Source organism: Clostridium sp. NkU-1 (assembly GCA_001312405.1).
This window is the reverse complement of sequence record BBDR01000001.1, coordinates 201956-224225: the sequence shown is the minus strand read 5'-3', so window position 1 is coordinate 224225 and position 22270 is coordinate 201956. Positions and strand designations below refer to the sequence as shown.

Here is a 22270-nt window from a genome sequence, read left to right as displayed (position 1 = left end):
CAAACCGCCGAAAGGGCAGTGGCGGCTATGCTGCCTATCAGCTTGGAATGATCCAAAAGATTACATTCTATATAGTTGCATAAAATCTATGAAGTATAACATGTTCAAAGTTGTCTATAAATATGTTATACTTCTTTTGACAGCACGAAATCAGCAAATCCTTTAAAAAGGTAATCTTGTATGTGTTGTACATAAAAGGAGGTATGTAACATGATTCAGTGCAATTATGAAAGAATGGAAGATAAGATTAAAACTTTCAGCCGGTTTGGAGATACTGGAAGGGGTGGAATTACCAGATTTTCCTTATCGGAAGAAGCCTTAGCCGCAAGAAAAGAATTCGTAAAGCGCATGGAGCAATCGGTGCTTTCATTGCAACAGACGATATGGCAAATATATATGCAACCATTGACGGAACAGAAGATTTGCCTGCCATAGTCTCAGGTTCTCATATGGATTCCGTCCGGCAGGGTGGGAATTATGATGGGATACTGGGTGTCTTAACAGCAATGGAGGTGGCAGAAACCATAGTAAAAGAAAAAAAATACCTCACAGGCATCCAATTACAGTTATTGTATGGACCAACGAAGAAGGCGCCAGATTTGAACCGGCAATGATGTCTTCCGGCGTTATTTGTGGAAAATTTAACAAGGAAACCATGCTGGCTTCACAGGCAAAAGACATTCCAGGATATACATTCGGAGAAGCTTTGGAAAAAAAGCGGTTTTAAAGGAAGGGAAGAAAACCGGCTGGACCCGTCTAAAACAAAGGCTTTGGTGGAACTTCATATTGAACAGGGCCCGGTACTGGAAGCAGAAGGAATAGATATTGGAGTAGTAGAAGGTGTCTGCGGTATGATCAATTACGAATTTACTTTTACCGGACAGGCAGGCCACGCCGGAACAACACCTATGAAATACCGTAAGGATGCTCTTTATGCAGCAGTAAAAACCATTCAATATCTCCATGATGAGCTGGACCAGTTAGATGATAAACTGGTTTATACCACAGGAAAGATTTCTGCCCATCCGAACATTCATACCATAATACCGGATGAAGTAAAAATCACCCTGGATGCGAGACATCAGGATCCGGAAGTGATCAAACAGGTACTTGCAGTAATAAAGAAAATACCAAGCGTTGTGGAGCAATGCAAAGTAAGCTATGAAGAAGCATGGTCACGTAAAACCGTAAGCTTTACTTCCGAACTGGTTGATTATGTAGAAATGAGCGCACAGGAATGCGGCTATTCCAATCGGAGAATCTACAGCGGACCTGGTCATGATGCGCAGTTTGCTATAGATATGATTCCAACTACCATGATATTTGTTCCAAGTGCAGGAGCCATAGCCATTGTGAGATCGAATATACTCCAGTAGAAAACTGCTTAAAAGGAGCTAATGTACTGCTAAATACAATTTTGCATATTGATAAAGAGCATTAAACAATCATAAAGCTCAACAAAGCGGAACTGAATAAAACTATGGAAAATTCACATTCATTGGTTTGGTGCGAACACATAATGAGAAATTATAGCCAATCTTTCGCTGATATGGTATGATGAAACTGCTACTGTATCACGGCACAGCAAATGTGCCGCAGGCGAAACCGGACAGGAGGAATTCAAATGATTGATTTGTCAGGGATACCAAAGACAAGCAGCCTGATCGACGAAGCATTAAAAGAGCAGCTAAACGGCATTTTTTTCCAAGATGCCGGAACCGGTAGTGCTAAAGGCTGTGGTTGACATGGAACAGGAAAAGGATTCCGAGATGGCGTCATTTCTGCATGTTATTTCGGAGCTGGGGGAGCAGCTGAGTGTGGAGCTCTACACCCCGGCGGAGGCAGCCGAACAGGTTCCTGAGCTCGATACGGCTTATCTGCCGGTAACCGGGCTTTACAAAAACGGCGAATACCGGCGGGTGACCTTTCACGGGGTGCCCGGAGGAAAGGAGATCAACTCCTTTGTTCTTGCTGTACTGAATCTGTCGGGAGGCGGTCAGGAAGTACCGGAAAAGTTAAAAAAAACGCATTGGCAAGCTGAAGAAAAAAAGCAAATATCAAGATCTGTGTGTCCCTGTCATGCCATCACTGCCCGGCGGTGGTAGCGGCTTGCCAGCAGATCGCTATTTTAAACCCAGCATTGAGGCCGAGATGATTGACGCGGCTCTTTACCCGGAACTGGTGGAAAAGTTTAACATCTCAAGAGTGCCTATGATGATCACGAATGACCGTGATATTTATATGGGAAGTAAAACTATTGAGGAAATCGTTAATTTGTTAAAATTTTAACTGTTAAAGCATTAAAACTTTATAAATATTTGTGAAAACTCAATAAATGCAAACAACAAATAAGTTGAAAATATGTGAAAATCATCACAAATAAATTGAAGCTATTGAAAATTCGTGTGCAATGTGCTATATTAAATTAAGGTTAATACATTGTGCAGAGATGACGGAGAGCATGGGATAACAACAGAAATGTTGTTTATATTCTATGCTCTTTTTTTCTAGGGCACATTGTATGCAGGAAAGGGAGATTCCATGGATCAGAAATTATACGACCTGATTGAGGCAAGCCCGGTAATCGCAGCCGTTAAGGATATGGAGGGCCTAAAGGCCTGCTGCGAGGTGGAAGATGTAAAAGTAGTTTTTGTTCTGTTTGGTGATATCTGCAATATAGATTCTATAGTAAAAGAGATCAAGCAGTCAGGCAAGGTTGTGATGGTACATATCGATTTGATTGCAGGGCTCAGCAGCAAGGAAATTGCTGTGGATTATATCAAAAATTACACAGAAGTAGACGGAATCATTTCGACCAGGCCGGCGATGATTAAGCGTGCCAAGGAGCTGTCGCTGTACACGACGCTGAGAGTTTTTATCCTGGACTCGATGGCGTTTGAAAATATTGAAAAACAGGTGAATCAGGTACGGCCGGATATCATCGAGATTCTGCCGGGGCTGATGCCGAAGATGATCCGGCGTGTCAGCCGGCTCGTAAAGGTTCCGGTGATTGCCGGAGGGCTGATCTCAGAGAAGGAGGATGTGATGGCCGCATTGCTGGCGGGGGCCATCTCGGTATCGTCCACAAACCAGGATGTGTGGAAGCTTTAACTGCAATATATGGGGTAACTATACTGTTCTTTCCGGAAAGAATAGTTGGTACAATAAAGGCAAATAATAACCAAATTGTTAAAGGAGGTCTTTTATGGCAAAGTATGTAATGGCATTGGATGCGGGGACAACAAGTAATCGCTGTATTCTCTTCAATGAGAAGGGTGAGATGTGCAGTGTTGCTCAGAAAGAATTTACACAGTATTTTCCGAAACCCGGCTGGGTTGAGCACGATGCGAATGAGATTTGGTCCACCCAGCTGGGCGTTGCGGTAGAAGCTATGTCAAAGATCGGTGCGGGGGCCGAAGATATTGCGGCAATCGGTATTACAAACCAGCGTGAAACCACGATTGTATGGGATAAGGAGACCGGTGAGCCGGTTTATCACGCAATCGTATGGCAATGCCGGAGAACTTCGGAATATTGTGACTCCTTAAAAGAAAAGGGTCTGGTTGACTCATTCCGTGCGAAGACCGGTTTGGTAATCGACGCATATTTTTCCGGAACCAAGCTGAAATGGATCCTGGATGAAGTGGAAGGTGTCAGGGAGCGTGCGGAGAGAGGCGAGCTTTTGTTTGGTACCGTGGAAACCTGGCTGATCTGGAAGCTGACCAAAGGAGCTGTGCATGTCACCGATTACTCCAATGCGTCCCGGACCATGCTGTTTAATATCAATACCCTGGAATGGGACGAGGAAATTCTGGCAGAACTAAACATTCCGAAATGTATGCTTCCGGAGGCTAAACCGTCAAGCTGCGTATATGGAGAGACAGAGCCGCAATTCCTGGGCGGTATGATTCCGATCGGCGGTGCGGCAGGAGACCAGCAGGCTGCACTATTCGGCCAGACCTGTTACAATCCGGGTGAGGCGAAGAATACATACGGAACCGGATGCTTCATGCTGATGAATACCGGAGAGAAGCCTGTCTTCTCAAAGAATGGACTGGTTACTACCATTGCCTGGGGCCTGGATGGCAAAGTCAATTATGCTCTGGAAGGTTCGATATTCGTGGCCGGTGCGGCTATTCAGTGGCTGCGTGATGAGCTGAAAATCATTGACTCCGCTCCTGATTCCGAATATATGGCAAAGAAAGTAAAAGACACCAACGGCTGTTACGTGGTACCGGCATTTACCGGTCTGGGAGCACCGCACTGGGATCAGTATGCACGGGGAACCATTGTAGGTCTGACCCGCGGTGTCAACAAGTACCATATTATCCGGTCCACCCTGGATTCACTCTGCTATCAGGTCAATGATGTCCTGCAGGCGATGAAAGCAGATTCCGGGATTGCGCTGGCAGCTCTTAAAGTCGACGGCGGTGCCAGTGCCAACAACTATCTGATGCAGACCCAGCTGATATTATCAACGCCCCGGTTCACCGTCCGCAGTGTGTGGAAACAACGGCGATGGGAGCCGCTTATCTGGCAGGTCTGGCAGTTGGCTACTGGGCAACCAAGGAAGATGTGGTCAAGAACTGGGCAATCGACAGACAGTTCCAGCCTGAAATCGGGGAAGAGCAGAGAACGAAGATGATCCGCGGCTGGAATAAGGCAGTTAAATATGCTTACGGCTGGTCTAAGGAAGACTGATTGACACACTGAGGATAATTCATATGAACCATAATAGAAAAAGGGGGTACTACAATGTTAGCTTATATTGCTGAGTTTATTGGAACTTTAATACTGATATTGCTGGGTGATGGAGTTGTGGCCAATGTAACTTTAAATAAATCGGGTATGAAAGGGGCGGGCTCGATTCAGATTACCTTTGCCTGGGGTCTTGCTGTTATGCTTCCTGCATTTATCTTCGGTGGCGCTTCCGGAGCACACTTTAATCCGGCGCTGACGATCGCGCTGGCGGTCGACGGCAGCCTTGCCTGGAACCTGGTTCCTGGTTATGTCATTGCACAGTTTGCCGGTGCATTTATGGGCGGCTGTCTGGTTTACTTCCTGTTTAAGGATCAGTTCGACGCTACGGATTCCGCAGCTACAAAGCTGGGTGTATTCTCAACCGGACCTGCCGTTCCGAACACGGGACGCAATATTTTAAGTGAAGCAGTGGGAACGTTTGTCCTGGTGTTTGCAATTAAAGGAATTGCTCAGGCAGGTGCGGTTCCCGCTGGAGTGACTAACCTCCTGGTCTTCGGAATCATCGTATCCATCGGTATGTCCTTAGGCGGTCTGACCGGTTATGCTATCAATCCGGCCCGTGACTTGGGCCCCCGTCTGGCCCATGCGGTTCTGCCGATCAAGGGCAAGGGCGATTCCAACTGGGGTTATGCGCCGGTTGTCATTATCGGTCCACTTATCGGGGCAATTGCAGCGGTGCTTCTCTATGGTGCGATTCCCTGGCAATAAGATACAATTAACGACACATAACAGATATAATAATAAACGATAGAAGATACCCAGGTTCCACGGTTCCATATCAGCAGTGTGTATCCGAATTGTTATATCAGTGTGTATTTCGGCGGCAAACGGGTCCGGCACCGCAAACGACGGTCATAGTACCCGGTGAAATGGAATAAATTAAGTTGAATGGAGAATAATTGCTATTGCAACCGGAATTTATATTGTTACGGTTGTTGTTGGAACTGGAATTGATATTGTCGCCGCGAAAGATGCGTGAAAGCCAGGAAAGGAGGGTAATGCATGAAGAAAAAGAAACTGGATCTCACCAATATGAACGGTGTGACGGAAGACAAAGACACAACCTGCGGACTCAATGACATGAACTGTGTCGGTGAAGAAGATGTGAACACCTGCGGGCTCAATGACATGAATTGTCTGGGAGAAGAGGACGACAAAACCTGCGGACTGAATGATATGAACTGTCTGGATGAGTAAAGATGAAGATTTGTTAAATTTCAGAGACTTCTTATTATAGGAGTCTCTGAAACGTATGTCAGAACGTCATGAAAAGGGGGTTTTATAATGAAAAAATTCATCAATGATGCGGCACTGGTTGAGGAACAGATGATCCTTGGAATGGTAAAGGCATATCCTCAGTATCTGAAGAAGCTGGATTGCGGTAATGTGGTAGTGCGTACCGATAAGAAGGAAGGCAAGGTTGCCCTAATCAGCGGCGGCGGAAGCGGTCATGAACCGGCTCACGGCGGTTTTGTGGGCACAGGTATGCTGGATGCAGCGGTTGCCGGAGCGGTCTTTACCTCGCCCACTCCTGATCAGATCTATGAAGGTATCAAGGCAATTGCTACGGATGCCGGTGTGCTGATGGTAGTCAAAAACTATACCGGCGATGTAATGAACTTCGAGATGGCTGCCGAGATGGCGGAGATGGAAGGCATTCAGGTAAAATACGTGGTGACGAATGACGATGTGGCCGTCAAGGACAGCCTGTATACGGTTGGCCGCCGTGGCGTGGCCGGCACCGTTTTTGTGCATAAAATTGCCGGTGCGATGGCTGAGCAGGGAGCTTCCCTGAATGAAGTACAAGCCGTTGCACAGAAGGTGATTGACCAGGTCCGCACCATGGGGGCGGCGATTGAGCCGTGTACAGTGCCGGCGGCAGGAAAACCCGGATTTGAACTGGCGGATAATGAGATGGAAGTCGGCATCGGCATTCACGGCGAGCCGGGAACACACCGGGAACCGCTGAAACTGGCAGATGAGATTGTGGATCTCCTTTTAGCGCAAATTCTTGCTGATATTGATTACACCGGCAGTGAAGTCGCAGTTATGATCAATGGTGCCGGAGCGACACCACTGATGGAACTGTTTATCATCAATAACCATGTCGCAGATGTCCTGAAAGAAAAGAATATTCATGTGTATAAAACCTTTGTCGGCGAATATATGACTTCGATCGAGATGCAGGGCTTTTCCATTTCGCTGCTCCGTTTGGATGATCAGTTGAAGGAGCTTTTAGACGCCCCAGCCGATACACCGGCATGGCGATAAAACACAAGGAAAGGTGATGCAGCATGGTAGACAGTAGTAAAGTAATCGAGATTATCAGAGCGATCGGTTTCAGCATGGAAGAGCACAAGGAGGAACTGACGGCACTGGATCAGCCCATCGGCGATAGCGATCACGGCATTAATCTGGCCCGTGGCTTTGAAGCGGTTGAAAAGAAGCTTCCGGAGCTGGAAGGGAAAGACATCGGAACGATCTTAAAAACAGTCGGGATGACCCTGGTCTCCACCGTTGGCGGAGCATCCGGTCCTCTCTACGGTTCGGCTTATATGAAGGCCGGTATGGCACTGGCTGGAAAAAAACGAGATAGATCAGAAGGATTTCCTGGAAATGATGAAGGCGGCTGCCGACGCCGTGATGCAGCGAGGCAAGGCGGTCGCCGAAGAGGCAACCATGCTGGATGCAATCCTTCCGGCACTTAAGGCCATGGAGGAAGCTGACGCCGCCGGCGCTTCAGCGGAAGAGATGCTTGACGCCGGTGTGCGGGCAGCCTGGCTGGTACGGAACATACAAAGGATTTGATCGCCACCAAAGGACGGGCCAGTTATGTGGGTGAACGCGGGCTGGGCCATCAGGATCCCGGTGCAACGTCATTTTCCTATATGCTTGAAGTGATTGCCCGGTAGAAAGGATAAGAAAAATGGTTGGGATTGTGATTGTTTCGCATAGCGAGAGTCTGGCAAAAAGTGTTGTAGAGCTTACCGCCATGATGGCACCTGATGCCAGGATCGCACCGGCCGGCGGTCTGGATGACGGCAGTTTTGGTACGAGTTTTGAGAAAATTCATGCAGCCATCGAGTCTGTGTATTCGGATGACGGAGTGCTGGTGCTGATGGATATGGGCAGTGCGGTAATGACGACCGAGATGGTGCTGGAGACGATGGACGACATGAAAGTAGCGATGGTGGATTGCCCGCTTGTTGAGGGGGCAGTAGTAGCAACGATTGACGCGGTCGGCGGAATGGATTTTGACGGGATCCAACGGACGCTTTCTTCTGTTGGGGCGTCAAAGAAGTTTTAGGCGATGGGAATGCCAAACAGCCGGCTGCGGAGCCTGTGGGGGGAACCGGTATCGCTGTTGGTCGTATAGCCGTTGGTGGTCTGGCTCCTGGTCACAGATCAGGTTTAAGAACACAGCAACTGATTTCGAGGAAGTGGCAAGAGAGAGCCTGCCGGAAATCATGGAACTTTAGCTGATTTGTGTGAAAATTGAATTTTAGAAAGATCAGAAAGAATAGAAGTTGCAGAGATATGCGATTATATAAAACCTTTGAAGTTATTTCGTGTTCATAGATATTTTTGAATGCGAAATACTTCAAAAAGGTGACCAAAAAATAAATCGAGCCCCAATCGCGTACTTGAGCACTGCTTTTGACAGCATTGGAATGTCAGGGGTGATTTTTTTTATGTGAAAGCAATAAATCACCAATTTATGGATTTTAAACCCGTGAAATATATGCATAATCAACAAATATAATAAGTATATATTATATAAACTACCTATTGATTTTACATTGTTAATAATGTATGATTTTTATAACTTATGTTGAGAATTTTATATAAGCCCATAATATGGTTGGGCGTTTCTACCAATTACCGTAAATAATTGATTATAAAATTTTTGAATGTGGCATGATTACTTGAATTTTAATGTAATTCTGGTTAGTGTGCCTATTCAAACGTTTTATAATCTTTTTTTTGTGCTTTTTATGGAAAGTGGGTGATTTATTCAAGAAGTAGAACATGTTATTCCCGGATTTGATGGCTCTTGCCAAGAAATTAAGCATAAACAGTGAAGTTGTCGACGCTACATGCAACCCGATAATAAGTAAAAATATTGCTTTCACAAAAGGAGGATTTTCAATGAAATCAGAAAAAGCTTATATTGTACGATTCATTTATGCTTTACTTGGTAATGTGATTTTGGCGGCTGGTGCTGCTATGTTGGTTCATGCTGCGCTTGGCTCCGACTTATTCACCGGTCAAATCAGACCAGTAGCAAACCTCATTGGTCTTAGTATGGGAACCTATCAAATGATTTTTAGTATCATATTTGCAGTGATTATTTTCATGTTAAGAAGAGAACTGATTGGTATTGGATCTATTATCAATGTCTTTCTAACTGGATATTTTATTTCATTCTTCATAAATCACTTCGGACCATTAGGACAGATTTTTAGTTTTGGCCATATTGCGTCTATTGACTTGTCAATTGTTACTTATAGCATTAGCATCGGACAGATTATCCTTATTTTTTTAGCGCTGGTAGTCTATTCATTTGGAATCTCCCTTTATTCTAATGCAGGTTTGGGTGCAGGTCCTTATGATGGTATTGGACCGTTGATCCAAAGCTATACTAACTGGAAGTTCTTTAAATGCCGTATGATAGCTGATGCAGGCTTCTTAATACTATGTCTAATATTTGGTGTGGTTACATTTAACAAATTAGGACCGGTTGATGCCATTAATATGCCTACCTTTCTAGTCGGACCTTCCACTTTTATAGCCGCACTATGCTTAGGGCCATTTATTGGTTTCTGGACTACGAAAGTTACAATTCCATCTTTGAAAAAGTTCGGCTATACAGTACCGGCATTTGGTGGTGAAGAATAACTGTAATGTAAATTATTTATGCTTATAATAAGGGGATGGATTTATAGCGGCTTGATTGAATAAATATTTTGCTCTACCTGAAGAGGAAAAATACACTAATTTAGAATCTGCAGAAAAAGCATAGGATATATTGTTAAGGTAGAACGGCTTCCTATACAATCTCAGCATGGGTTAAGAGTTTTATCCAAAGGCAAATCCTATGGTGATGCTTACCGTAAGTTATGTCAAATGTGTAAGTGGAGAACGAATAAAATAACGAAAAGGGGTGCTTATATGAAAAGAAGATATCTAAATCTATTAATTGATGTTGCTGCAGGCAGAAAAAAAGCCGACTTAGTCATTAAAAATTGTAAAGTGGTAAACGTCTACACGGGTGCTGTTTTAGAGAAAAACATCGCACTTTGCGGCGGTTTAATTGCTGGTATTGGCGATTATGAAGGTGAGACAGAGGTCGATGCCAATGGTTCTTATGCGATTCCAGGATTGATTGAAGGTCATATGCATATTGAATCCACCTTTTTAACTCCAGAAAATCTTGGCTGTGTGCTTGTTCCTCATGGTACAACTACTGTTATTGCCGATCCTCATGAGATTGTAAATGTTTGTGGAGTTAACGGATTTGAGTATATGATTGAAGCTGCAAAAGGTACGGATTTAGATATAAAAAAATCAAATACCATCGTGTGTTCCTTGCACAGCCTTTGAGCATTCAGGAGCAATTATTGACAGTGATGTTATTGAAAAATTGACTTATCATGAAGGTGCGTTTGGCCTTGGTGAATTAATGAACTTTCCTGGCGTCATCTTCAATGATGAAGAAGTCACAAAAAAAATAGTGGCAGCTAAAAATGCAGATATAATCATTGATGGGCATGCGCCAGGGCTTTCTGGTAATGAGTTAAATGCTTACGTTGCGGCAGGCATTAAGACAGATCATGAATGCTCCACTGTTGAGGAAATGATTGAAAAAAATCAATTCAGGTATGTATATTCAATTGAGGCAAGGTTCTGCCTGTCACAATCTGCGCACCCTGCTAAAAGGGGTAACAGCAGCAAACAGCCGACGTTGTCTGCTGTGTTCTGATGACCGTCAGCCTAAGGATATATTTGAAAAAGGTGATTTAGATGATCATTTGCGGATTTGTGTAGAAGAGGGGATTGACCCAATAACAGCCATTCAAATGGCTACTATTAATCCTGCGGAATGTTATGGCCTTACCGACAGGGGCGCAATTGCTCCTGGCTTAAGAGGGGACATTGTTCTCATAAATAATCTGAAGGAATTCATTGTAGAAAAAGTATTTATCCAGGGAAAGCTGGCAGCAGAGAAAAATACTTATCTTGGAAAATACAAAAGTGCACCAATTGATAAAGTGGCCGGTAGTGTCCATGTAAAAGATTTGACCATGGAAAAGCTCAAATTGAACTCTAAATCTACAAACGTCAAGGTCATTGATATTTCAGAAGGCAGCATTGTAACAAAAATGGGAACTGCAGAGGTTGCACTAACCGCTGACGGCGATTTTATCTTCGATGAAAATCAAGATATTGTTAAAATTGTAATTGTAGAGCGGCATCAGATGACTGGTAATGTAGCAGTAGGTCTTCTTCGTGGATATGGACTCAAGAAAGGTGCCGTTGCTCAAACTATCGCTCACGATTCCCATAACATCGTAGCTGTAGGCGTAAATAATGATGAGATCATGGCGGCGATTCAGGAGATTATAAGAATAAATGGCGGTGCGACTGTAGTGGAAGATAGAAAAGCAATTGAAAGCATGCCTCTACCTATTGGCGGTCTGATGTCAGATAAGGGTGGTGAATGGGTTGCTGAGAAGCTTGAACGTATTCAGAACATGCTACATAAAGACTTTGAGGTAAATTTGGGAGTAGAACCTTTAATGACCCTTGCCTTTATGTCTCTGCCGGTTATCCCAGAGATAAAAATTACAGATATGGGACTTTTTGATGTAACAAAGTTTGATTTTACTTCAATAGAAGCGTAAAAAGCTAACAACTTGGGCCGGTTGCTCCATAGCTGAGTTTACTCAGCTGGGAAGCAACCGGCTCCTTTTTGAGACTGTTTCAAAGAGGCCTCTGTTGACAAATTAATTCATTCCCAGTCCTTCCTATGGTATAATCAGCGTAAATGTCATAAGACGGGCTTTACTATGATGGGGAAAAAGATTCTCAAATGCCAACGGTTTTATTGATATGAAAGGTATGATACTTTAAAATCACCGATTCTTTTAAAACTTTGCATCCTGAAACGATTCTGAATGTTTCAAAATCAATAAAGATGTGGGTTTTAGATAGCATTCTTTTAATCTATAATCGGCTTATTACTTGGAATTGCTATAAATGTAATATGATTTTTACGGATGGTTCAGTTAGTGATAGGGTAGATGGAAGAGTAGAATGTCCTTATTCCAGTGACAAGAAAACCTTTTCCAGGGAAAGCTTCTTTTAAAGCATTATGCTCCTGCAGGTCAATTGTATAATTTCACCTCTATATTTGTAATATATGCCACCTTATGATATGATATATTTATTAAAAAAATAGAAACGGGGGAAGTAGTATATGGATTCAAAAGTTATAAGCAGGAAGCTAAAAGTTTTGGTAAAGAAGGTTAAATGGATTGCTTTGTTAATTGCTGCAATTCTGATAATTGGGTCTATGGAGACAAGTTATCCTGGTTGTATTATAATTGCACAGGCGCATTCTGGGCGTACAGATTCCCAAGGCGGACATCATGATTATAAAAACAAAAGTGGTTTGGGCAGTTATCATTATCATCATGGTTATTCAGCCCATTTACATCCAAACGGAGTGTGTCCTTATGAAAATGGTAATGGGGCATCTTCTTCTAAGCAGACCTCTAGCTCAACATCGGAAAAGAAAGAAGAGTCACTTTTAAATGTTCAGGATTATAAGCTGGTATTTGACTCGACCTTTTATTATAATAATAATTCAGATCTGCAGACTACGATAGGAAACAATGAACAGAAGCTGCTAGAACATTTTGTTTCCTATGGTATGGCAGAAGGGCGTAAAGGATGCGATAATTTTGATGTAATGATATATAAAGACAATAACATGGACTTAGCGGCAACATATGGGGACGATTTCAAAAAAAATATTATGAGCATTTTATGGATTGTGGATATAACGAAAATCGAATACATAATTAAGATGTAAAAAAACAAAAATGATTGATAAAAGAAATAATGATTAAAAAGAGCCTAATTCATCTTTGTTAATAAATTTTAAAATTGTTCCAGAATTTATTAACAAAGATGACAATGAATAATTAAATCATTTAGAAACTCAATAAGCACTTTAACGGAGAAAAACAGATGAATTAACGTTATTTTGAAGTAAGAAAATTGGGGATTGCATAACTTGTGGATTGCCTTGGAATGGTTTGATAAAAGATAGAATTGATGGTAAAATAGATTGCCCTTATTGTAATGGAAGAGAAGCTATACATGGAAAAACTTCATTCAAAGCATTACATTCTGATATGATGAAGGAATGGAATTTAGGTAACCGATGCTAAAACGAGGAGAAAAATGAACGGACAAAATAGAATTGATGTTAAAATAGGTGCAACAGTAAAAATTGTATTGAAATCTGACCAAAGAACCGGAAAACTAACAGAGGGAATCGTTGGAAAAATACTAACAAACAGTAGCTTTCACCCTCATGGTATCAAAGTAATGTTAACGAATGGACAAGTGGGGAGAGTCCAGGAAATATTATGATTTAAGGCACATTATATTTAAACTAAGAATAGCAATAATGTACAATTCAATGCAGCAGTAAATTTTTTTCGGTTATTATACTATAAAGTAGTGATTTCAAACTATTCGCGAAAGTCTAGTTTAACGAATAGTTGACAGAGAGAACAAGGAAACTGCAATTATGTATTTAATATTATCGCTTAAAGCAACCTTTTCTCTCATAACCTTGATTTATGTTTTTGATATACTAACTCCAATCCTCATACTTCTTTATATCAAAGTACACAAAGCTCTTTAAGCAACCTCTACCCAAGAATCGTACTACTAAGTCTAAAAGAAGAAAAACTAATTAATGAGGAAAATATAAATAACTGGTCTTTCAGAAAACATTTATCAATCCAATAATTAAAGAAATGAGGCCCAATTATGAGTTCTTCTCTCTCCTACCATCAGCAAAAAGATATTGAAAATGTAAAGCACCTGCGCCAATTGGTAAAAGAACTTCCCAATTTCTGCGGAGATTTCTTCAGAGGGATTGAGCCCCGTACTTCTTCCCGGACCAGGATCGCATACGCTTATGATCTAAGGGTGTTTTTTGATTTTCTAATTAAAGAAAACCCCGTTATCGGCAAACTTCACATTCAAGATATCACATTGGACCACCTGGATGCACTTCGGGTCGTGGATATTGAAGAATATATGGAATATTTGAAATACCGTTTTAATGATAAGAATCAGGAAGTAACCAACAAAGAGCGGGGAATCATGCGAAAAATCTCCTCTCTTAAAAGCTTCTATAATTATTATTACCGGAATGAGCGGCTTCAAACAAATCCCGCTTCTCTGGTACAGCTTCCAAAGCTGCATGAAAAGGATATTATCCGATTAGATATTGATGAGGTTGCTCTCTTGCTTGATGAAGTAGAAAGCGGGGAAGCTTTAACAGAGAAACAAAAAAACCTATCATGCGAAAACTAAAATACGCGACCTGGCCCTATTGACTCTCATGCTGGGAACTGGGATCCGGGTATCGGAATGTGTTGGACTGGACATAGATGATATTGACTTAAAAAATGGCGGGATTCGAATCCATAGAAAGGGCGGAAAGGAAGTTACAGTGTACTTTGGTTCTGAAGTGGAGGACGCTCTTCTTGATTATCTGGAAGAACGTAATTTAGTCATTCCCGAGGAAGGCCATGAAAAGGCTCTCTTCCTATCCCTTCAAAAGAAAAGACTTGCAGTCCGCAGCGTCGAAAATCTGGTGAAGAAATATTCTAAACTCGTAGCACCGCTGAAAAAGATCACCCCCCATAAACTGCGCAGCACCTATGGAACAAGCCTGTATAAGGAAACCGGGGATATCTATCTGGTTGCAGATGTTTTAGGACATTCAGATGTCAACACCACAAAAAAACACTATGCTGCTTTGGAGGATGAACGCCGCGCAGCGCCAGAAATAAGGTAAAATTACGGGAAAACAATTAAACAAAAAAAATTTAAAGTTTTACTCTTCCTACATACATTTTTATACTTATTATAATCCAATAAGTAAAAAAAATTTTAAGGAGTTTTGTTCAAAAATGGTTTTTTTGATTATTATAAGTAAAAAACCAGAAATTGCTGTTTTTTTCAAAAAGACTACGCCGCTGAAAAGTGGCGTTTTAATTTTGCTCAAAATACTTTGCTATCAGAGTATAAGCTTCCTAGTGTCATTGTCACAAACAGCGAACCGATTAACCTGCTCAACGCCCTTTTGAATATTTTACTGGTCATACATCCAAAACATCATATATTCTGTCTCCATTCCTTATTCTACTTGGTATATAATACTCCCATTCCCCACCAAGTCCATCTCATTTAATGTTATGCCCCCTCCAAGATGAAAACGCAAAACCGGAAAATAGAATCTTTAAAAAGGTGTAAAATTATCTGATGCGAAATTATTCATATATCATAAGCAACTGTATCCCTGGCGGATTCTTTTTTTGTCTTTTTGGAAACTTTGAAAGCTTTGGCGAATGGTCTGCGAACATGTGTCTTATGTAAGAGGACATGACACCTGCACGTAAGGACCTGATATAAATATAATGGGAAGTTGCTATCTATCTTTTTAATTTTTTTGCTATAAAAAAGAAAGCATCTAATATCTAAATTAGAGCTTTCTTTTTTCACCTTTATCATCAGGCTCTTATAATATTTTCATACGAAAAGTGAATGCCGTTATTCCTCTTAGCTTTCGGCCTCTCCTTCAACTGCTTCACGTATCTTAGAGCCAACAACTGTTATCATTTTTTGTTCCGGATCAATAGTTGAGGTAAGTCCTTCCGGAAGTTTAATATCACTAAATTGAATACTTTCACCAGCCTCCATATTAGAAACATCAATTACTATTTCATCGGGAATATTCTGAGGTAAGCCCTCCAGTAAAATTGAATCTATGGTACTGTTAATCAACAATCTTTTTGACTCAAGAAGTTCTGCTCCGGTAATTTTTATAGCCACTTCTTGTTTGATTTTTTCCGAAAAAGATACCATTTGAAAATCCAAATGAGAGATTTCGTTCTTAACAGGTTCAATGTGTATTTCTTTTGCCATTACGGTATAACTCTGGCCATCAGGAACAACCAGTTTAAAAATGCCATTCCGGCCAAACTCTTTCATTGATCTTCTAAATACATCTTTCTTAACAGCTATTGAGATTGAATCAACACCTTTACCAGCTATATTTCCCAATAAATATCCTTCTCTTTTTAACTGATTATTGTCACCCTTTCTGGTACTTTTTCTTAACTCAACGTTCATAACTCCAGTATTTTCCATAGTTATAAGCCTCCTTGATTTATAATTATATTATGGCAATCATCTAAAATCTTATGATTCAATGATGAAAACCTGTTACCTAAATTTCAATGTGATTTAACATAACAAAATATAAATTGTCAAAAGAAAATATAATTCCAAAAGAAAATGTATTTTAAATAAGTTATCCTAGAATTAAATTTTAATTTATTTCTTTAATACAAGCTTATTTTATTTATTATTTAAAAAATCACATAGAGTTTCAAATAACATATAATTAATAGTATAGTATAAATCTGACAATTGTCAAGTTTTCGTTAGCAAAGTGGATAAAATCCTGCAGACTACGTATTTACAATAAAACTTCAGGAAATTAATAAAATCTATTTTTTTTACTTATTTTTACTCTTCCTACATATTGAAACGAAAAGATGTAATCAAAAAGCACGGGATTCCGTGCTTTCATCAATTTATCATCATTTATTTGTTTGCCTAACACACAAAAACCAATGGGAATTAAGCGAACTTTACAACTCCAAAGGAAAGTCACTCCGCGCTGTTGTAAGAAAAGCAGCAAACGAGCTTCATTTTCTTTGCCGCTTTTCTTTTTGTCATTTTCAATTAACGATAAAATCCCTTTAACCTCTATTAAAAAAAAGGTTTCCAGACTTCAGAATATATATCAACAATCCTTTAACTGGATGTTAAGATTAAAATAATAATAAATAACAATTATCTAAGAGTGTGCATATAATCTTCCGCACGATCCCAATTAACCACAAAGGAAGTGCCCTTTTGGCAGAATACGGAACAGGAAGGATTATCAGTATCCTCATTTGGGTTATATTGATAGTGATTTAGAACCTCATCTTGATTATGACATATATCATAATGAGAAAATACCATAGATATACTTCCTTTGCCACCGGTCATTATCATCAGTTCTTCTCCGTAATTCATAAAAGATCCAACAGGACCCAGACCTCTTATTACCGTTCTCCCGCTACCGTCCGGAACCGGAGCTTCGAACCGGCCGGAATACCTTGTAATGTCATTTAATACTCTTCCTGTTAAGGGATCCGGAATTGATATCGCAAAGCTGTAATAAGGCTCCAGAAGGAGGCTTCTGGCCTTCATAAGCCCTTGACGGATCCCCCGGTATACTGCCTCCCGGAAATCACCGCCTTCCGTATGCTTGATATGAGAAATCCCATCAACCAGAATAATCTTAACATCCGTCAGTTCAGATCCGGTTAGAACTCCTTTATGAACGGTTTCAAAAACATGGGTACGTACAAGATTCTGATAATTGATCCCAAGCCTGTCCACATGACATTGACTCTCAAATGAAATTCCCTTCCCTCTCTCTCCGGTTCTATTCTCAATGCCACTTCCGCATAATGGCGGAGTGGCTCAAAGTGTCCGTATCCTGTAACCTGTTCCGCTATTGTTTCCATATATATGATCTCAGGCTGTCCAAAGGATACCTTCACCTGAAATCTTTCTAAAACAACCTGTTCCAAAACCTCAAGCTGAATTTTTCCCATGATATTTATTTTTAATTGCCGCAAAGACTCTTCCCATACCACACTTAACGCAGGCTCTTCCTCTTCCAGAATGTAAAACATCTGTAAGATTGTCCGGTCAGGAACTTCAGGCGGGTACAGAACCCTTGCCTGAAGGGCAGGTTGAAGTGCCGGCTCCACCGTATCACAGCACTCTCCAAGTCCCTGGCCTGCTTTGGCAGTCCGAAGCCCGGTAACGGCTACCACGTCTCCTGCAGAAGCCTTCTGAAGGGCTGTAAACCGTTCCCCTTGAAAAACCCTTATCTGATGTACCTTCTCATCTGTTAATAAGGAATCCCTGACATTGAGAGAGCCGCTTAATATCTTCAAGTACGTCATTCGCTCTCCATGGCCGTCATAACGGATCTTAAACACTCTCCCACTAAAAGGAGCTGATACCGGATAGGAAGTTTCTGTGAAACAATAAAAGGAATCAAGAAACGGTTCTATTCCCTCTCCATTCAGAGCGCAGCCGCCAAAGCAGGGGAATAAACGCCGGTTTTAATCTGAGAAACCACTGCAGGCCGCAGGTCTTCAAAAGTAATAGCCCCATTCAACCATTTATCAAGTAATGTTTCATCCCATTCAGATACATTCTCAATGATATCGTCTGTCAGGGTGCCTTCACTTCCTTTCTTAAAGCTGATGTTTTTAAAATCCAGAATATTGGCAGAAAAGCGTTCACGCACCTCAGACAAAACTCTTTCATAAGATGCCGAAATCACATCAAGCTTGTTGACAAATAAGAAAACAGGAATATTATATCGCTCCAGAAGGTTCCAGATGGCTTCTGTATGACCCTGAATTCCATCCGTCCCGTTAATCATTAAGACCGCATAGTCCATTACCTCCAGGGCCCGTTCCATCTCGGCCGAAAAATCTGTATGACCGGGAGTATCAATCAGATAATAGGTATCATCACCATGAGTAAAACCGGCCATATCTGAAAATATAGTTATTCCCCTCGCCTTTTCAATGTCATCATGATCCATACATGCGTTTTTAGCATCTACACGGCCCAGAGCTCTGATTACTCCTTCTCTGTATAATACCTGCTCTGAAAAAGTGGTTTTTCCGGCATCTACATGAGCCAGAATTCCGAAAGTTATCTTCATAATTATATTAAATCCTTTGACTATAAGAATAATTCTGAGCTTAAAAACACCTCTTAAGCAGACGGTGCTTCTATTATTCTAAGGTATAATTTCAATAAAATCAATGGATTTAAAAATAGCGGCTTCCTTGTCGCCCCACTTACCTTACTCCTGAATCAGATTCTGATGCAAAGTAGATAACAGTCAGATACTGTCCGCTGTGAATGGTATCTTCCTTTAATCCATTTATATTCTTTAATTCTTTCACATATTGGGCAGTGGTCATTCCGCTGTTTTCCAAATACGTTCCGGCAATGCTCCATAAGCTGTCCCCTTTTTGTATCTCAATGCTGGTATAATACTTCTCGGCCGCCGGCCCTTCCGTCTCTCCGGCAAGGGCATTCATTATGGAATTACCAAAAAAGTGGGAACCAAGCAAAACGACCAGTGACAGTGCAATCAATTGCTTTATCATATGCATACCTCCTCTAAAACAGTCCCAAACAGAACGTAAGTTCTTTTTCTGTCCTCATCATATCATTCCGAACATACGTTTGTCAATTGGTTTTGCATTTTTTCGAACAAAGGTTTGCATTTTTTTCGAACATATGTTACTATAGACTTAATGAATAAGGATTGAGGAGGCCGGACCATGGCACAAGAGAGAATTACCCCAAAACAGAAGGAAATTTTAGAATATATAAAGGAAACGATTCTAAAGAAGGGCTATCCGCCGGCAGTCAGGGAGATCTGCGAAGCCGTCTGTTTAAAATCAACATCATCCGTCCACTCCCACCTGGAAACGCTTGAGGAAAAGGGATACATAAGAAGGGATCCTACCAAGCCCAGAACCATCGAGATCATAGACGATTGTTTCCAGCTGACACGCCGGGAGGTTGTAAATGTTCCGCTGCTTGGAACCGTAGCTGCCGGACAGCCTCTTTATGCAGAGGAAAACATTGAAAACTATTATCCCATACCTGCAGACATTCTCCCAAACGCCGAGACCTTTATGTTAAAAGTTAAGGGAAACAGCATGATCAACGCAGGCATTCTCGAGGGTGATCAGATTATTGTTGAACACTGTCCAACAGCCAATAACGGAGAAATCGTGGTGGCATTGGTTGATGATTCTGCAACTGTAAAACGTTTTTTTTAAAGAAAAAGGGCATTACCGCCTGCAGCCGGAGAATGATACCATGGACCCGATTATTGTAGACAACGTGGAAATCCTGGGTAAAGTAATCGGTTTGTTCCGTTTGGGAATTCATTGAGATTTTAGATGGGAAACATAATTCTAACCGATAGTTACATAATTATATTATGTAACTATCGGTTAGATAAAACATCTATTGATTCGTTATTTTAAGATATTAAATAAAGCATACTGATTCTGAATAAAGCTGATAATTTTCATTCTTTTCATGCTTCTATAAAATTGCAGCAAAAAAAACGGCTCACAGGTTCTGTTAAGCCGTTTTACCCAATTAATTTCCGTTTTTATGATAAAGCTTCCAAATCTTCAGCTTCAATTGTCTTTCCATCTCTCCAGATTCTTTCCAGATCATAGAACAAACGATTTTCACGGTCAAACACATGGACGATGATATCGCCGTAGTCCATGAGTATCCAGTTGGCAGACTGATAGCCTTCCACCTGTTTGCAGACAAATCCCTTTTTTTCCAAGTTCTTCCTCTACATTGTCAACCATGGCCTGAACCTGATTTGCATTGGTACCGCTGGCAATAATAAAATAATCTGCCATTACGGATACTTTGCAGATATCAATGATTCTGATATCTTCCCCTTTCTTATCCGATAAAGCCGCATAAGCGGTTTTTACCATCTCAACTGACTGATTCATCCTTGCTCTCCCTTCTTGTTTTCGTGAACCTGCTTATAATAAGCATATGCCTGTTTTGACATGGAGTCCACAAAATTGCCTTTTCCTTCCAGATAATCCAAGGTTTCCTTAAGGATCTGATAAACGCACTCATCTAAGTCTACAAAAGCCACAGACCGTACAAAAGCCAGATTCATTGCCCTGTCACGTCTGGGTTCAATATAATCCGCAGTAAAAACGATTTTCTCCAATGTTGACATCTCCGGTCTTCCGGTGGTATGCCAACGGATGGCATTTATGATCTCTCCGTCATTTATACGGTATTTATGCTCTGCCAGCCATGCCCCATATTTTGCATGGAGCACTACCGGAGCCTTTAATTCATCGTCAGTTAATGGAAGATTCTGTTTCCTGCATTTTCTGATAATCTCGTCATCTCCATAAGGCTTGGCACAATCATGAAGCAGGCCGGCCAGCTCCGCTTTATTTAAGTCATATCCATAGCGCATCGCCAATGCGGTGCAAATAAATGATACACTGACCGTATGCTCAAACCTGGAAGGAGTTAATCTTCCCTTTAAATCACTTCTTAACTCTAAGATCAGATCTTTCATGATTCTAACTCCTGATATAAACCGTGGGCGCTGATATACTCAATGACCTCCCGCGGTGCATAGTCTGCTATGGATTGGCCTCTGGCAATCATGCGGCGTAATTCTGCAGAAGAGATGTCCATTTCTCCGCAGTGAAGCATGCGGATATCTGCGCCATATTTGGAGGCCAGATAAGCAATCTGCTTGTCCATGGAACGGTCCGCTTCCTCATATTCCCGCCTGGCGGTCAGTATGACTGCCTGGGCCAGCACCTGATCCGGCTCATACCAATTCTCAATTTCATATAAAGAATCAGCTCCAATGATAAAATAAAAGGAATGCTCCGGATGTTCTTTCCGCAGCAATCTTAATGTCTGCGCCGTATACGTATACCCATTCCGCCTTATCTCAAAATCCGAACAGACAAAACCTTCATGATCTTTCACGGCGAGTTCCGTCATGGCAAGGCGCATGGCCGGTTCTGCCACATTACGGTTCTTTTTGTGAGGCGGATGCCCGGAAGGCATATACCAGATTTCTTTTAAGCCGTATTCCTTATACGCCTGACCGCCAATCATCAAGTGTCCATTGTGGATCGGATCAAATGTACCGCCCATAATACCAATTTTACCCATAATCTTCGACTCCCTGACCCCAAAATGAAACAGGATTATTTAGGAAGCACGATCTTCCTCTTATTCTCCTCTTTCGCCTGCTTATAAAGAACGATCTTCCTTCCAATCACCTGAACGACTTCGGAATGGGTCCTTTCTGATAACACTGCAGCAATGCTGCTTCCATCATCCAGACAATTCTTGAGCACAGTAATTTTTACTAACTCTCTGGCTTCCAGCGCCTCTGCAACCGCATTGGTGATCTCCGGTGTCAGGCTGGATTTTCCAATCTGGAAGATAGGATCTATATTCATCGCCAATCCCTTTAAATAGGATCTCTGCTTACTCGTCATATTAT

The 22270-nt window shown here is 41.5% G+C and carries 24 protein-coding genes, 5 pseudogenes and 1 riboswitch; of the genes and pseudogenes, 20 read left to right on the top strand and 9 right to left on the bottom strand.

The window, feature by feature from the left end; genetic code table 11:
* The first annotated feature begins 210 nt into the window (after positions 1 to 210).
* From JCM10519_RS01125 to JCM10519_RS01060, 19 genes and pseudogenes are all read left to right on the top strand, one after another.
* Positions 211 to 1441 (top strand): annotated as a pseudogene (locus JCM10519_RS01125) (Zn-dependent hydrolase).
* 304 nt (positions 1442 to 1745) lie between these two features.
* Complete coding sequence (locus tag JCM10519_RS24940; protein ID WP_347842725.1) at positions 1746 to 2105, top strand: hypothetical protein; 360 nt, start codon at positions 1746 to 1748, stop codon at positions 2103 to 2105.
* Between the two features lie 4 nt (positions 2106 to 2109).
* The gene (locus JCM10519_RS24935) at positions 2110 to 2289 is read left to right on the top strand and encodes a thioredoxin family protein (RefSeq protein WP_347842724.1); all 180 of its coding nucleotides are present in this window, start codon (positions 2110 to 2112) and stop codon (positions 2287 to 2289) included.
* Between the two features lie 252 nt (positions 2290 to 2541).
* Positions 2542 to 3111 carry a glycerol-3-phosphate responsive antiterminator gene (locus JCM10519_RS01115; protein WP_054737718.1) on the top strand — a complete coding sequence of 190 codons (570 nt, stop codon included), beginning with the start codon at positions 2542 to 2544 and terminating at the stop codon, positions 3109 to 3111.
* 94 nt (positions 3112 to 3205) lie between these two features.
* Positions 3206 to 4701, top strand: a pseudogene (glpK, locus tag JCM10519_RS01110) (glycerol kinase GlpK).
* Positions 4702 to 4755: 54 nt separating this feature from the next.
* Positions 4756 to 5469: an MIP family channel protein gene (locus JCM10519_RS01105; RefSeq protein ID WP_054737717.1), complete on the top strand. Its 714-nt coding sequence runs from the start codon at positions 4756 to 4758 to the stop codon at positions 5467 to 5469.
* A gap of 294 nt (positions 5470 to 5763) precedes the next feature.
* On the top strand, positions 5764 to 5958 hold the full coding sequence (locus tag JCM10519_RS01100) for a hypothetical protein (RefSeq protein ID WP_054737716.1): 195 nt from the start codon (positions 5764 to 5766) through the stop codon (positions 5956 to 5958).
* A gap of 87 nt (positions 5959 to 6045) precedes the next feature.
* A complete protein-coding gene (gene dhaK / locus JCM10519_RS01095) occupies positions 6046 to 7032 on the top strand; it encodes a dihydroxyacetone kinase subunit DhaK (RefSeq protein WP_054737715.1) in 987 nt (328 codons plus the stop codon).
* A 23-nt stretch (positions 7033 to 7055) separates the two neighbouring features.
* Entirely contained in the window at positions 7056 to 7469 is a 414-nt protein-coding gene (locus JCM10519_RS01090) for a DAK2 domain-containing protein (protein WP_347842723.1), read from the top strand.
* Positions 7378 to 7569 (top strand): DAK2 domain-containing protein, encoded by a 192-nt coding sequence (locus JCM10519_RS24930; protein WP_347842722.1) that lies wholly within the window; start codon positions 7378 to 7380, stop codon positions 7567 to 7569. Before JCM10519_RS01090 ends, JCM10519_RS24930 begins: the two co-directional genes overlap by 92 nt.
* A gap of 26 nt (positions 7570 to 7595) precedes the next feature.
* Entirely contained in the window at positions 7596 to 7673 is a 78-nt protein-coding gene (locus JCM10519_RS24925) for a hypothetical protein (RefSeq protein WP_347842915.1), read from the top strand.
* Between the two features lie 14 nt (positions 7674 to 7687).
* Positions 7688 to 8068 (top strand): dihydroxyacetone kinase phosphoryl donor subunit DhaM, encoded by a 381-nt coding sequence (gene dhaM, locus JCM10519_RS01085; RefSeq protein WP_054737714.1) that lies wholly within the window; start codon positions 7688 to 7690, stop codon positions 8066 to 8068.
* A gap of 514 nt (positions 8069 to 8582) precedes the next feature.
* Positions 8583 to 8680: riboswitch (purine riboswitch) on the top strand.
* A 230-nt stretch (positions 8681 to 8910) separates the two neighbouring features.
* Positions 8911 to 9660, top strand: a complete 750-nt coding sequence (locus tag JCM10519_RS01080) for a hypothetical protein (protein ID WP_347842721.1) — start codon at positions 8911 to 8913, stop codon at positions 9658 to 9660.
* A gap of 273 nt (positions 9661 to 9933) precedes the next feature.
* Positions 9934 to 10365 carry an amidohydrolase family protein gene (locus JCM10519_RS24920; protein ID WP_347842720.1) on the top strand — a complete coding sequence of 144 codons (432 nt, stop codon included), beginning with the start codon at positions 9934 to 9936 and terminating at the stop codon, positions 10363 to 10365.
* Positions 10366 to 10444: 79 nt separating this feature from the next.
* On the top strand, positions 10445 to 10744 hold the full coding sequence (locus JCM10519_RS24915) for a hypothetical protein (RefSeq protein WP_347842914.1): 300 nt from the start codon (positions 10445 to 10447) through the stop codon (positions 10742 to 10744).
* Positions 10632 to 11666 (top strand): adenine deaminase C-terminal domain-containing protein, encoded by a 1035-nt coding sequence (locus tag JCM10519_RS24910; RefSeq protein WP_347842913.1) that lies wholly within the window; start codon positions 10632 to 10634, stop codon positions 11664 to 11666. The genes JCM10519_RS24915 and JCM10519_RS24910 overlap by 113 nt, the downstream gene beginning before the upstream one ends.
* A 575-nt stretch (positions 11667 to 12241) precedes the next feature.
* A complete protein-coding gene (locus JCM10519_RS01070) occupies positions 12242 to 12859 on the top strand; it encodes a YHYH domain-containing protein (RefSeq protein ID WP_054737712.1) in 618 nt (205 codons plus the stop codon).
* Between the two features lie 374 nt (positions 12860 to 13233).
* Positions 13234 to 13425 carry a YwbE family protein gene (locus JCM10519_RS01065; protein ID WP_054737711.1) on the top strand — a complete coding sequence of 64 codons (192 nt, stop codon included), beginning with the start codon at positions 13234 to 13236 and terminating at the stop codon, positions 13423 to 13425.
* Positions 13426 to 13830: 405 nt separating this feature from the next.
* Positions 13831 to 14889: pseudogene (locus JCM10519_RS01060) on the top strand (tyrosine-type recombinase/integrase).
* Positions 14890 to 15633: 744 nt separating this feature from the next.
* Here JCM10519_RS01060 and JCM10519_RS01055 read toward each other — a convergent pair.
* The 5 genes from JCM10519_RS01055 to JCM10519_RS01035 form a co-directional block, all read right to left on the bottom strand.
* Positions 15634 to 16224, bottom strand: coding sequence for a 50S ribosomal protein L25 (locus tag JCM10519_RS01055; protein ID WP_054737710.1), 591 nt, complete (start codon positions 16222 to 16224; stop codon positions 15634 to 15636).
* A gap of 711 nt (positions 16225 to 16935) precedes the next feature.
* Complete coding sequence (locus tag JCM10519_RS01050) at positions 16936 to 17532, bottom strand: hypothetical protein (RefSeq protein WP_054737709.1); 597 nt, start codon at positions 17530 to 17532, stop codon at positions 16936 to 16938.
* Positions 17457 to 18143 carry a hypothetical protein gene (locus JCM10519_RS01045; protein WP_347842719.1) on the bottom strand — a complete coding sequence of 229 codons (687 nt, stop codon included), beginning with the start codon at positions 18141 to 18143 and terminating at the stop codon, positions 17457 to 17459. Before JCM10519_RS01045 ends, JCM10519_RS01050 begins: the two co-directional genes overlap by 76 nt.
* An 86-nt stretch (positions 18144 to 18229) precedes the next feature.
* Positions 18230 to 18883, bottom strand: coding sequence for a GTP-binding protein (locus tag JCM10519_RS01040; protein WP_054737707.1), 654 nt, complete (start codon positions 18881 to 18883; stop codon positions 18230 to 18232).
* A 139-nt stretch (positions 18884 to 19022) separates the two neighbouring features.
* Positions 19023 to 19337: a LysM peptidoglycan-binding domain-containing protein gene (locus tag JCM10519_RS01035; RefSeq protein WP_054737706.1), complete on the bottom strand. Its 315-nt coding sequence runs from the start codon at positions 19335 to 19337 to the stop codon at positions 19023 to 19025.
* 177 nt (positions 19338 to 19514) lie between these two features.
* Here JCM10519_RS01035 and lexA point away from each other — a divergent pair.
* Positions 19515 to 20136 (top strand): annotated as a pseudogene (gene lexA, locus JCM10519_RS01030) (transcriptional repressor LexA).
* Between the two features lie 226 nt (positions 20137 to 20362).
* On the opposite strand, the pseudogene rsfS reads toward lexA, so the two are convergent.
* From rsfS to yhbY, 4 genes and pseudogenes are all read right to left on the bottom strand, one after another.
* A pseudogene (gene rsfS, locus JCM10519_RS01025) lies at positions 20363 to 20726 on the bottom strand (ribosome silencing factor).
* Positions 20723 to 21319, bottom strand: a complete 597-nt coding sequence (gene yqeK, locus JCM10519_RS01020; RefSeq protein WP_054737705.1) for a bis(5'-nucleosyl)-tetraphosphatase (symmetrical) YqeK — start codon at positions 21317 to 21319, stop codon at positions 20723 to 20725. The pseudogene rsfS and the gene yqeK overlap by 4 nt, the downstream one beginning before the upstream one ends.
* Complete coding sequence (gene nadD, locus JCM10519_RS01015) at positions 21316 to 21933, bottom strand: nicotinate-nucleotide adenylyltransferase (RefSeq protein ID WP_054737704.1); 618 nt, start codon at positions 21931 to 21933, stop codon at positions 21316 to 21318. Before nadD ends, yqeK begins: the two co-directional genes overlap by 4 nt.
* A 35-nt stretch (positions 21934 to 21968) precedes the next feature.
* Positions 21969 to 22265 (bottom strand): ribosome assembly RNA-binding protein YhbY, encoded by a 297-nt coding sequence (gene yhbY, locus JCM10519_RS01010; protein ID WP_054737703.1) that lies wholly within the window; start codon positions 22263 to 22265, stop codon positions 21969 to 21971.
* Positions 22266 to 22270 lie beyond the last annotated feature (5 nt).